Annotated in this window: 10 protein-coding genes; 2 read left to right on the top strand and 8 right to left on the bottom strand. The window is 61.1% G+C overall.

Annotated features, from left to right (window positions below):
- Positions 1-8 precede the first annotated feature (8 nt).
- The 6 genes from CKW21_RS15505 to CKW21_RS15530 all read right to left on the bottom strand — a co-directional run bounded on the left by CKW21_RS15505 (position 9) and on the right by CKW21_RS15530 (position 7,045).
- A complete protein-coding gene (locus CKW21_RS15505; protein WP_095194816.1) occupies positions 9-1,685 on the bottom strand; it encodes an intermembrane transport protein PqiB in 1,677 nt (558 codons plus the stop codon).
- Positions 1,666-2,322: a paraquat-inducible protein A gene (locus CKW21_RS15510; protein WP_095194817.1), complete on the bottom strand. Its 657-nt coding sequence runs from the start codon at positions 2,320-2,322 to the stop codon at positions 1,666-1,668. The genes CKW21_RS15505 and CKW21_RS15510 overlap by 20 nt, the downstream gene beginning before the upstream one ends.
- Positions 2,319-2,915 (bottom strand): paraquat-inducible protein A, encoded by a 597-nt coding sequence (locus CKW21_RS15515; protein WP_095194818.1) that lies wholly within the window; start codon positions 2,913-2,915, stop codon positions 2,319-2,321. The genes CKW21_RS15510 and CKW21_RS15515 overlap by 4 nt, the downstream gene beginning before the upstream one ends.
- A gap of 223 nt (positions 2,916-3,138) precedes the next feature.
- Positions 3,139-4,440 (bottom strand): FAD-binding oxidoreductase, encoded by a 1,302-nt coding sequence (locus tag CKW21_RS15520; protein ID WP_095194819.1) that lies wholly within the window; start codon positions 4,438-4,440, stop codon positions 3,139-3,141.
- Positions 4,437-5,525 (bottom strand): polyamine ABC transporter substrate-binding protein, encoded by a 1,089-nt coding sequence (locus CKW21_RS15525; protein ID WP_095194820.1) that lies wholly within the window; start codon positions 5,523-5,525, stop codon positions 4,437-4,439. The genes CKW21_RS15520 and CKW21_RS15525 overlap by 4 nt, the downstream gene beginning before the upstream one ends.
- Positions 5,526-5,686: 161 nt before the next feature.
- Positions 5,687-7,045 (bottom strand): glutamine synthetase family protein, encoded by a 1,359-nt coding sequence (locus CKW21_RS15530; protein ID WP_095194821.1) that lies wholly within the window; start codon positions 7,043-7,045, stop codon positions 5,687-5,689.
- A gap of 162 nt (positions 7,046-7,207) precedes the next feature.
- Between CKW21_RS15530 and CKW21_RS15535 the strand changes: the two genes are divergently transcribed.
- Positions 7,208-8,152 (top strand): helix-turn-helix domain-containing protein, encoded by a 945-nt coding sequence (locus CKW21_RS15535; protein ID WP_095194822.1) that lies wholly within the window; start codon positions 7,208-7,210, stop codon positions 8,150-8,152.
- Here the strand turns inward: CKW21_RS15535 and CKW21_RS15540 are convergent.
- Both CKW21_RS15540 and CKW21_RS15545 read right to left on the bottom strand, forming a co-directional pair.
- Positions 8,149-8,745, bottom strand: coding sequence for a cupin domain-containing protein (locus CKW21_RS15540; protein WP_095194823.1), 597 nt, complete (start codon positions 8,743-8,745; stop codon positions 8,149-8,151). The two genes, CKW21_RS15535 and CKW21_RS15540, sit on opposite strands and share 4 nt — an antisense overlap.
- 178 nt (positions 8,746-8,923) lie before the next feature.
- Entirely contained in the window at positions 8,924-10,879 is a 1,956-nt protein-coding gene (locus CKW21_RS15545; RefSeq protein WP_095194824.1) for an FAD-dependent oxidoreductase, read from the bottom strand.
- Positions 10,880-11,193: 314 nt separating this feature from the next.
- On the opposite strand from CKW21_RS15545, the gene CKW21_RS15550 reads away from it, so the two are divergent.
- Entirely contained in the window at positions 11,194-12,243 is a 1,050-nt protein-coding gene (locus CKW21_RS15550; RefSeq protein WP_095194825.1) for an ABC transporter substrate-binding protein, read from the top strand.
- The last annotated feature ends 48 nt before the right edge of the window (positions 12,244-12,291 follow it).

Genomic DNA, 12,291 nt, shown 5'->3' on the forward strand with positions numbered 1-12,291 from the left:
TCCTGTGGTCATTTGCTTGGCGGCCCTTGCAGATCAATGGGCGCGGCATTCTTGGGCCGGCCGCGAATCAACGATTCCGGGTGCCGGCCCAGGTAGTCCGCGAGGTCTCGCAAGGAGCGCGATGTGCGTCCAAGCTCGTCCAGCGTCTCCCCCAGTTTTTCCCGTTGCGGCGAATCGTCGGCCAGGGTCGAGTTGGCCGATTGCAGCGTCGTATTGGCCGATTGCAGGGTCTTGCTGACATCTATCAGGGTGGTTTGCACACTCGGCAGGGTCTTGGCGTTGAACTGGCCCAACCCTTTGCGCAGTTCCACGAGGTTGCTGTCGAGGTTGCCGGCAATCCGCTCGATGGGCAGCTGATTGATCTTGTTGACCATCGCTTCGAGTTTTTCCTGCAGCTGTTCGAGACTGCCGGGCACCGTCGGAATGCTGACCGGGCGAACGCTCGGATCAAAGGCGACTTTCTCCGCCTTGGGGTAGAAGTCCAGGGCGATGTACAGCTGGCCGGTCAGCAGATTGCCGGTTCGGGCCTGACCGCGCAGGCCATTCTCGATGAACGTCCCCATCAGCCGTACGCTCGCGGCTTCATCGTTGGGGTCATGATTCAACGCCTTGAGCATCTTGGTGTGGGCCTGTCCCAGGCGCTGCGGGTAAATCACGATGCCGACGTTGACCGGGAAACTGCGTTTTTTCGCGTCGAAGTCCAGGTTGACCGACACCACTTTGCCGATTTCCACGCCGAGGAACTCCACCGGCGCATCAACCCTGAGCCCGCGCAGCGCCTGTTCGAAACGCAAGGCCAGGAATTGCGGCTTGCCGTTGGGCGGGGCGAGGGCGGTTTGCTGGTCCTCGAACAGTTCGTAGGCATACTCTTCCGGGGCCGGTTTATCGTTGGGACTGTATTCCGGTGCGCGAAAGGCAATGCCCCCTACCAGGATCGAAGACAGGGACTCGGTCTTGACCGCAAAACCGTTGGCGCCGACGTTCACGTCGATACCGCTGGCATTCCAGAAGCGGGTGTTCTCGGTGACATAGGCATCGTTGGGCGAATGGATGAACAGCTCGATGTTGACCCCTTTGCCGTCAGGATCCAGCGCGTAGGCCACGACCTGGCCGACTTGAATCTTGCGAAAGTAGACTGGCGATCCGATATCCAGAGAGCCGAGATCCTGGGTGTGCAGCGTGAAGCGCTTGCCCGGCTCGCCGTAAGTGATCGGCGGCGGATTTTCCAGGCCTCTGAAGTTTTTCTTGCGGGTATTGGCCTGGCCGATGTCGGCGCCGATGTAGTCGCCGGACAACAGGGTATCGATACCCGATACACCACCAGCGCCGATGCGCGGGCGCACCACCCAGAACTGCGAGTCTTCGCGGGTGAAGCTTTCGGCCTGTTTGGCCAGTTTGACGGTGGCGTTGACACTTTTCTGGTCATTGCTCAGTTCCACGTCCGTGACCTGGCCGATGACGACGTTGCGGTATTTGACCTGGGTCTTGTTGGCCGTCAGGCCGTCGCCGGTCTTGAAGGTCACGGTGATGGTCGGCCCTTCCTGCATGATGCTGTGAACCACCAGGGAAATCCCCACCAGCACCGCGACGATCGGCACGATCCACACCAGCGACACGCTGAAACGGCGGGTCTTGATGGGCGCCTGGCCAGGGGCTTGCGGCCCTTCAGTGGCTTGTTGCTTCATCCTTGACCTCCTCAAAATGTGGATTTTCGCCCTTGGCGTCCCAGATCAGCCGCGGGTCGAAACTCATCGCCGACAGCATGGTGAACACCACCACCAGGCCAAAGAACAGAATGCCCGGACGCGGCTCGATGTCGGCCAGGGCTTGAAACTTCACCAGCGAGGCCACCAGGGCGACCACGATCACGTCGAGCATCGACCAGTAGCCGATGACTTCGACGAAGCGGTACATCTTTGACCGTTCCTTGCATGCCCATCGGCTATTGCGTTGCACCGTGACCAGCAGCAGCGTCAGGGCGACGAACTTGACGCCCGGTACCGCGATGCTGGCGATGAAAATGATCAGGGCAATGTCCCAGGCACCGTGCTGCCAGAACTCCAGCACGCCGCTCATGATCGTGCTGTCGGCTCCACTGCCGACCATTTTGGTGTTCATCACCGGTAACAGATTGGCCGGGATGTAAAACACCAGGGCGGCGAGCATGTAGGCCCAGGTTCGGGACAACGAGTTTGTCTTGCGCCGGTGCAGGGGGGCGCCACAGCGCTCGCACTCGTGGGGGTCATGGGTCATGTCACAGGCCAGTCCACAGGTGTGGCACAGGCACAGGTTGAGATCGCTGGCGACCGGAGGCGTTGTCATGGGATATCCCACAGATCGCGGATGTCGCGGCCGGCGACGCGGATCATCATCAGGCTGAGGATGGCCAGGGCAAACAGGCCGATGCCGGGCAACACATCCAGTAAGCCGGCGAGTTTGATCACGGCGACCATCGCCCCCAGCAGGCAGACTTCGAGCATGCTCCAGGGCCTGAGGGTTTCCAGCCAGCGCATGCAGAATTTGAACCCCGGCGAACGCCGGTGGGTGAGGGCGAAGCTCAGGACCCAGATCAGCAGCGCCAACTGGAAAATCGGCGCGATGATCATGGCGATCGCCGCCACCATCGCGATGAACGTGATCGGCCCAAGACTGAGGGCCAACACTGAATCCCACAGCGTCGCGCTGTTCCTCAAGCCTTTGAGGCTGATGCTCATGACCGGGTAGAAATTGGCGAAGATCCACAGCATCAGGGCGGTGAAGGTCAATGCCAGCCGCTGCTCCACCGTCAGACCGTTATAGCGCTGAAGCACGCCGCCGCAGCGTATGCACAAGGTCTTCTGATGTTTGGCGAGCGTGACTTTTTCATACACGCAGTCGCAGTGCTCGCAGATGATCAGTGGGTCACTCGTCGCCATGGGCCGGGCTCGACAGAAGGCAGGAATTGATGAGCACCCCCTCAATATAGAAGTGACTCGCAATTGAGCAAATCGAAAGGCACAACGAAGGACCGCACATGTGGCGCAAAAACCTGTGGGAGCGAGCCTGCTCGCGAAGGCGGTGTGTCAGACAATGGATTTGCCGCGGTATAAACCGTCTTCGCGAGCAGGCTCGCTCCCACAGGAGGAACGATCTGATTTTTCAGCCAAGCACTTCGCGCATGCGGTACCAGAGCATGCCGAGGGCCAGGAGTGGCGAGCGCAGGGCGCGGCCGCCGGGGAAGGTCATGTGCGGCACGGCGCTGAACACGTCGAAACCCTGGCTGTGTCCGGCATGGATGGCTTCGCCCAGCAACTTTGCGCACCAGTGCGTCACGTTCAGGCCATGGCCGGAATAGCCCTGGGCGTAGTACACGTTGGGGTGCTGGCCCAGGCGCCCGACCTGCGGGAAACGATTGGCGGTGATGCCGATCTTGCCGCCCCATTGATAGTCGATGCGCACAGCGGCCAGTTGCGGGAATACCTTGAGCATCTGCGGGCGCATATACGCGGCGATGTCCCGTGGATCGCGTCCGGAATAATGGCAGGCACCACCGAACAGCAGGCGCCGGTCCGCCGAGAGTCGGTAGTAATCCAGGCCGACTTTCTGGTCGCACAGCGCCAGGTTATGCGGGATCAACTGCGCAGCGAGCTCCGGCGACAAGGGTTCGGTGGCGATGATGTAGCTGCCCGCCGGCAGCACCTTGCCGCTGAGTTTCGGTTCGAGTTCTTCCAGGTGCGCATTACAGCCCAGGACCAGGCTGCCGGCGCGTACCGTGCCTGCGGCGCAGCGCACCTGCACCGTGCTGCCATGGACCAGTTCCAGCACCGGGCTCTGCTCGAAAATCCGCACACCCAGGGATTGCGCGAGCTGCGCTTCGCCGAGTACCAGGTTCAATGGGTGCAAGTGACCCGAGCCCATGTCGATTAATCCACCCGCATACAGGTCCGAGTTCACGACCTGTTGGCTGATCTGCCCGGGTTCGACCAAACGGGTTTCATGGGCATAACCCGACTCGATCAGCTGCGCGTGTTCGGCCTTCAGCCCGGCGTATTGCGCCGGGGTGTTGGCCAGTTCGCAGAAGCCCCAGCGCAAGTCGCAATCAATGTTGTTTTCACGGATGCGTCGGCCCACCAACTCCACTGACTCGCCCCCCGCGCGCTCCATATAGCGCACGCCTTCGGCGCCGACATAGCGGGCAAATCCGCTGACGTCATGGCCGATGCCGCGAATCAGTTGCCCGCCGTTACGCCCGCTTGCCCCCCAGCCGATCCGCCGGGCCTCGAGCAGGATCACCGAGAGCCCGCGCTGGGCCAGTTCGATCGCGGTGTTGACGCCGGTAAAACCTCCGCCGATCACGCAGACATCGGCCACCAGGTCTTCGGTCAGGGTCGGGAAGGGCGCCAGGCCATGGGCCGATGCAGCGTAGTAAGAGTGGGTATGTTCCTGGGTGTACTGGTTCATTGGTTGGACTTCACTTTGCTCCAGGAACGGGTCATCAGACGCATGATCGACTGCGGCGGCGTCGTCGAGATGTAGAGCTTGTCGAGGACTTCCTGGGGCGGGTAAACCTCGGGGTTGTTGACCAGCTCAGCGTCCATGTACTGCTTGGCGGCAGGATTCGGGTTGGCGTAGCCCACCGAGGCGCTGACCTTGGCGATCACTTGCGGGTCGAGCAGATAATTGATGAACGCGTGGGCCTCTTTCGGGTTGCCGGCGTCGGCGGGAATGGCCAGCAGGTCGAACCACAGGTTGCTGCCTTCCTTGGGAATCGCGTAGGCGATGTTCACGTTGTTCTTGGCTTCCTTGGCCCGATTGGCGGCCTGGAACACATCCCCCGAGTAACCGAACGCGACGCAGATGTCGCCGTTGGCCAGGTCCGAGACGTACTTGGAGGAGTGGAAGTAGGTGACGTACGGACGGATGCTCCGCAGCTTGGCTTCGGCCTTTTTGAAGTCCTCGGGGTTTTCGCTGCGTGGGTCCATGCCCAGGTAGTTGAGTACCGCCGGGAACACTTCATCCGCCGAGTCCATGATCGACACGCCGCACTGGCTGAGCTTTTTGATGTTTTCCGGCTCGAACAGCACTGCCCAGGAATCGATGTGGTCGATGCCCAGCACTTGCTTGACCTTGTCGACGTTGTAGCCGATGCCGTTGGTGCCCCACAGGTACGGCACCGAGTGCTCGTTGCCGGGATCGTTTTTCTCCAGCAACGCTAACAGTTTCGGATCGAGGTTCTTGAAATTCGGTAGCTGTGCGCGGTCCAGTTTCAGGAACGCGCCGGCTTTTACCTGGCGGGCCAGGAAGTGGTTGGACGGCACCACCACGTCGTACCCGGTACGCCCGGCGAGCAGTTTGCCTTCCAGGGTTTCGTTGGAATCGAAGACGTCGTAGATCACCTTGATCCCGGTCTTGGCCTGAAAGTCGGCGAGGGTGGTTTCGCCGATGTAATCGGTCCAGTTGTAGACACTGACCTGTGGCTGCGCCTGGGCAACGGCGCTGCACAGGGCTGCCAGGGCGAGCGGGGCCATGGATTTCAATAGACGCATATCGACACCTCTTGGAATTATTGGTTTTTTCAGGTGATTCTCTGTTGCGCAGTCGGCCGCCTTCGCGAGCAGGCTCGCTCCCACAGGGGATTTACGATGCACGCAGGTCCAATGTGGGAGCGAGCCTGCTCGCGAAGAGGCCATCACGGACAGAGCAAATCTCAGACGCTCAGCAACAGAAACTCGCGCTCCCACGAACTGATCACGCGTTTGAAGTTCTCGTGCTCGGCGCGTTTGACCGCGACGTAGCCTCGCACGAACTTGCTGCCCAGGTAGCGACCGATGGCGTCGCACTCTTCCATCTGCGTGAGGGCGTCTTCGATGGTGATCGGCAGGCGCAGGTTGCGGCGTTCATAGGCGCGGCCCTGCACGGCAGCGCTTGGCTCGATGCCTTCGACCATGCCGATGTAACCGCACCACAGGCTGGCGGCGATGGCCAGGTACGGGTTGGCGTCGGCCCCTGGCAAGCGGTTTTCCACGCGCATCGCCTCCGGGCTGGAGGTCGGCACGCGCAGGCCGACGGTGCGGTTTTCTTCGCCCCATTCAACGTTGACCGGTGCCGAGGTGTCCGGCAGGAAGCGGCGGAACGAGTTCACGTTGGGCGCGAACATCGGCAGTACTTTGGGGATGTATTTCTGCAAGCCGCCGATGTGGTGCAGGAACAGTTCGCTCATGTTGCCGTTGTCGTCAGCAAAAATCGGCTTGCCGGTGGCGATGTCCACCACGCTCTGGTGAATGTGCATGGCGCTGCCGGGCTCGTCGCCGATCGGCTTGGCCATGAAGGTCGCGGTGACGTTGTGCTTGAGCGCCGCTTCACGCAGGGTGCGCTTGAACACGGTGATCTGGTCGGCCAGGTCCAGCGCGTCGCCGTGCCGGAAGTTGATTTCCATCTGCGCCGGGCCGTCTTCGTGGATCAGTGTATCGAGGTCCAGGCCTTGCAGTTCGCACCAGTCGTAGACGTCTTCGAACAGCGGGTCGAATTCGTTGGCCGCGTCGATGGAGAACGACTGCCGACCACTTTCCGCACGACCCGAACGGCCCAGCGGCGCCTTGAGCGGCAAGTCCGGGTCTTCGCAACGTTGGGTCAGGTAGAACTCCATTTCCGGCGCCACAATGGGCTTCCAGCCTTTATCGGTGTACAGCTGCAGGACTTTTTTCAGCACGTTGCGCGGCGACAGTTCGATGGGGTTGCCGAACTTGTCGAAGGTGTCGTGGATGACAATGGCGGTCGGTTCGATGGCCCATGGCACCACATACACCGCATCGGCGTCGGGCTTGCACACCATGTCGATATCGGCCGGGTCGAGCAGGTCGTAGTAGATATCGTCGTCGACAAAGTCCCCGGTTACCGTTTGCAACAGCACACTTTCCGGCAGGCGCATGCCTCGCTCATGCAGGAACTTGTTGGTGGGTGCGATTTTGCCGCGTGCAATGCCGGTCAGGTCGCTGACGACGCACTCGACTTCGGTAATCTTGTGATCTTTCAGCCATGTGAACAGCTGATCGAAAGGGGCATTCATAAAGACCTCGTTATTGGTTTTGTTAACGCGGGAGAAGGCCGTTTTCATCTTCGGGAGACTTCCCCTGTGGCGCGTTGACGACTATCTTGGGCGAGCCTTGCGGTTCCATCTATCCACTTTAAGCATCACAAAGCGCACCAAAAGAGTGCGCGAGATCGTCCCATGACAGCCTTTAAGACAGTGTGCAATTCACTACAAGTCCAAGCCTTCAACACCGCCGATGTCGCCGAGCAAATCCGCGCCACACCGGGTTGGGTCCAGCATTACCAACAAATGTCGCCGGGGCATTTCGCCGGGTTGGTGCGCTATCTGGACTTGCAGGGCGTGGAGATTTACGAAGAGTCGATGAACACTCGCGTCGAGCAGAATTTCAGCGCACCCCAGGGCTCGCTGGCGTTCTGTTTCGATCGCAGCGACAACGCGCTGTACGTGTTGAATGGCGAAAGCCGCAACATCTGGATCACCCCGGAGAACTACCAGGAAATCGCCGTGGTGTTCGGCCCGGAGTTTGTCCAGCGTCACAAACTGGATATCGCCCGACTCGAAGGGCTGTTCATGGCGCCGCTCAATTCGCAGCAGAATGCGCTGTTCAGTCGCTGGCTCAGCGGCACGTTGACGCGGTTGTCGCAGACTATCGATCCACCGAGCCGTGAAGCCCTGACCCAGCAGTTGCTGGACGACTGCCTGTTCATCCTCGACAACGCCTGTGTCTGTCTCGATCAAGGCGCGCTGCAACGCCGGGCCGGCGAGCGGGCGATCATGAAAAGGGTAGGGGAATGGGCGGCGGACACGCCCGAAGAACACCTGAATTTACTGGAGTTGTCCCAGGTCGCCGGGGTTTCACTGCGCCAGTTGCAACATGCGTTCAAGACCTATACCGGCATGGCGCCAACCCAATGGCTGCGCCTGCGCCGCCTCAACAGCGCACGCCGTGAACTGCTCAGCCGCACACCGACGCAAACCACCGTTGCCGAAGTGGCGATGCACTGGTCATTCTGGCATTTGGGACGGTTTTCCAGCAGCTATCGCGCACTGTTCAAGGAGTTGCCGAGTGACACCCTGAAACGCGCAAGCAGCGCTCAGCCGATGACGCGCGGGCGGCGCTAGAAGGTGGGCGGGGTAATCACCCAGATCACCACCGCATCCACCTCGCCGGGGTTGCCGTAACGGTGCGGTTCCTGGCTGGAGAAGCTGAAGCTGTCGCCTTCGTTGAGCTGGAAATAACGCTCGCCCACCCACAACTCGAAACTGCCCGACAACAGGTAACCGGCTTCTTCGCCTTCATGGCTGTAGCTTTGCTGGCTATAGGTGCCGGGCGGGAAGCGTGAGTGGAGCATTTCCAGCTGACGGTTGGGGGTTGGGGTCAGCAACTGATCGACGATGCCATCCTCGTAATGCACGCTCAGGCGACTGTTCTTGCGCACCACCACGCCGTCGTCTTCGGGATTGGTGTTGGCTTCGCTGGCGAAGAACCACTGGATGGTCACGCCCAGGCTGCGGGCGATGTTGAACAGCGCCGGGATCGATGGATAGGCGAGGTTGCGTTCCAGTTGGCTGATATAACCGGCGGTGAGTTCGCTTTGCTGTGCCAGTTCGGCCAGGGTCATGCCCCGGCGTTTGCGCAAGCCACGAATGCGTGTGCCGAGAAAATGCGGTTCGGCGCTGCCGGTTGCGGGCTGTGTGGTGCTGTTGGTGCTCATTGTGAATTCCGAACCGGGGGAGGGCGTGAGCCATTTTGCACAATCCCTGTGGGAGCGGGCTCGCCCGCGATGACGTCGGCACAGTCAACATGTGTATTGGCTGAACCATCGCCATCGCGGGCAAGCCCGCTCCCACAGGGAATGTGTTAGCCGTCAAAGCCCCGGAGTATAAACAGGCTTAAAGCTCCCACGCGACTTTCAGCCCTTCATAGATCGCTTCTTCGGCGGTGCGCGGGGCCAGGCAATCACCGATGCGCCGAAATTCCACCAGCCCTTGCAGTTCATCACCGAGGGTGTCCACCGGCTGATGCCCCTGGCACAGCACCAGCGTGTCGATGTTTTCCAGCAACATCGGCTCGCCGCTGGCGGTGTGTTGCAGGTAGACGGTATTGTCGTCGCAACCGTACAGCCGCGCATAAGGGGTGATGGCAATCCCCAGCTTGTGCAGCTCGCCGGCCAGTTGATCACGAACATACAGCGGCAGGCTCTCCCCGCAATGGGTGCCGTTGACCGCCAGTTGCACCTGATGACCGGCGCGGGTCAGGCGCTCGGCGATGCCGGGGCCGATCCAGTCGCAGCGCCAGTCGACCACCACCACCGAACGCCCGATCTGTACCTCATCGCGCAGCACTTGCCAGGCGTCCACCACCTGCAGTTCGCCGCCGCGTTCGAAGGGTGGCCAGTACGGTTCGGCACCTGTGGCGACGATCACCACGTCCGGTTTTTCCTGTTCCACCAACGCGCGGTCGACCCGGGTGTTGCGCACCACGCGCACCCCGGCCAGTTCCATTTCCCGTTGCAGGTTGGTGCTGGCGCCGCCGAACTCGCTGCGTCGTGGCAGCAATTGCGCCAGTTGCACCTGACCGCCGAGTTGCGAGCTGGCCTCGTACAGCGTCACCTCATGGCCACGCTGGGCGGCGACGGCGGCGGCCTTCATGCCGGCCGGGCCACCGCCGGCGATCATGATGCGTTTGCGTGCTTTCACCGTTTGGCGCTGGCCAAAAATCAGTTCGCGTCCCGTTTCCGGGTGCTGGATACAGGAAATCGGCAACCCTTTATGGAAGTGCCCGATGCACGCCTGGTTGCAGGCGATGCAGGCGCGCACGTCTTCGGCGCGGCCGGTGTCGGTTTTGTTGGGCATTTGCGGGTCGCAGATCAAGGCTCGGGTCATGCCACAGACGTCGGCCTGGCCACGGGCGATAATCAACTCGGCTTCCTGGGGCTGGTTGATGCGCCCGGTGACGAACAGCGGAATGTCCAAACCGGCCTTGAAGGTCCCGGCTTCTTTCGCCAGATACGCCGCTTCAATCGCCATCGGCGGCACGATATGCACCGCGCCACCCAGCGAGGCCGAAGTGCCGGCGACGATGTGCACGTAATCCAGTTGCCCTTGCAGCGATTGCACGGCGGCCAGTGATTCGTCTTCGGTCAGGCCTTCAGGGTCGCGCTCGTCGGCGGAAATGCGCAGGCCGATGATGAACGCCTCGTCGGTGCTGGCCCGAATCGCAGCGATGACTTCGCGCAGGAAACGCAGGCGCTGTTCCAGTTCACCGTTGTAGCCATCGGTGCGGCGGTTGACCCGTGGATTGATGAATTGCGCCGGCAGATACCCGTGACTGGCCACCACCTCGACGCCATCGATCCCGGCCTGATGCAGGCGTCGGGCTGCGGCGGCATAACCGGCGACGATCTCGTTGATCATTGCCTGATCCAGCGCCCGTGGCATGACCCGGAAACGCTCGTTGGGCACCGTCGATGCGGAGTAGGCCACGGCCAGCAGGCCATCGGCAGACTCCATGATTTCCCGTCCCGGATGGAACACTTGCGACAGCACCACGGTGCCGTGGGCGTGGCAGGTCTCGGCGATCTTCCGGTAGCCGTCGATGCAGGCGTCGTCGGTGGCCATCAACACATGGGAGGTGTACCGCGCGCTGTCATGCACACCGGCCACTTGCAGCACGATCAGCCCGACACCGCCTTCGGCGCGCGCCCGGTGATAGGCGATCAGTTGCTCGTTGACCAGGTTGTCGGTGGGCATCGAAGTGTCATGACCGCTGGACATGATGCGGTTTTTCAGGCGCTTGCCACGGATCTGCAACGGTTCGAACAGGTGCGCAAAAGCAGGGGTCGACATGATGCGGTTACTCCAGCGGGCTGCCCCGCAGGAGCGAGCTTGCTCGCGATGGACTTGAGGGCGACGCGTTCATCCAGACACCACGCGTTTTCGTTAACGTCCATCGCGAGCAAGCTCGCTCCTACAGAGGCAGCAGGTTTCGGCGTTGTTATTATTGCGCTATAGAAATTTACCGGCAGTAAAAAATCAACTTGTTTTTTTACTGCTCCTTGCAGTAGTTTCATTTCGAGCCCGCTCCTGGGGCACACCTCACCAACAATAAAAAAGGGCCGAACGGGCACAAATCCCGACGGCACCTGCACGAGGAACCATTGATGAAATCGCACACGCTCAAGCACGGTTTTTATCCCTTGGTGTTGTCCCTGGCCATGGGCCTGGGCAGCGCCCAGGCAGCATCGGACATGGTGGTGGTCGGTTACGGCGGCGCCGGACAAAAAGCCCAGGACGTGGCGTTCTTCCAACCCTTCAGCGCAGTGGATCAGAGCAAGGTGATCCAGAGCGAATACAACGGCGAGATGGCCAAGATCAAAGTCATGGTCGACACCGGCAACGTCGATTGGGACGTGGTGCAGATCGAAGGCCCGGACCTGATGCGCGGCTGCGAAGAAGGCATGTATGAGCGGCTGGACTGGAAACGCCTCGGCCGTAGCGATCAGTTGATCCCCGAAGCGGCCCAGGAGTGTGGCTCGGCAGCGCTGGTGTGGAGCGTGGCGATTGCCTATGACACCGACAAACTGGCCCAACCCCCAACTTCATGGGCGGACTTCTGGGACGTGCAGAAAACGCCCGGCAAACGAGGACTGCGCAAACGCGCGGTGTACAACCTGGAATTCGCCTTGCTGGCTGACGGGGTAAAAGTCGAGGACGTGTACAAGGTGCTCAATACACCGAAAGGCGTCGACCGGGCGTTTGCCAAACTGGATCAACTCAAGCCGTACATCCAGTGGTGGGAAGCCGGCGCGCAACCGCCGCAATGGTTGACCGCCGGCGACGTGGTGATGACCTCGACCTACAGCGGACGTATCGCCGCTGCGGCGCAAAACGGCAGTCACTTGGGACTGGTCTGGCCCGGCAGCCTGTACGGCATGGATTACTGGGCGATCATCAAGGGCTCCAAGCATGTCGATCAAGCCCAGCGGTTTATCGCGTTCGCCAACCAGCCGGAGGCCCAGGTCAATTACGTGAAGCAGATCCCTTACGGCCCGACCAACACCGAGGCCGCCGCGCGTCTGGATGACCAGTTGGCGCAATGGGTACCGACCGCGCCGCAGAACCTCAAGGGCGCACTGTCGATGGACGTCGGTTTCTGGGTCGACCATGGCGAAGAACTGGAAGAGCGTTTCAACGCCTGGGCCAGCAGATAAACGCAGGGTGGCTGGACGTTTGTGTACGTCCAGCCGTACTGTCTGCCC

This window comes from Pseudomonas sp. Irchel 3A7, from assembly GCF_900187565.1.
Lineage (GTDB): Bacteria > Pseudomonadota > Gammaproteobacteria > Pseudomonadales > Pseudomonadaceae > Aquipseudomonas.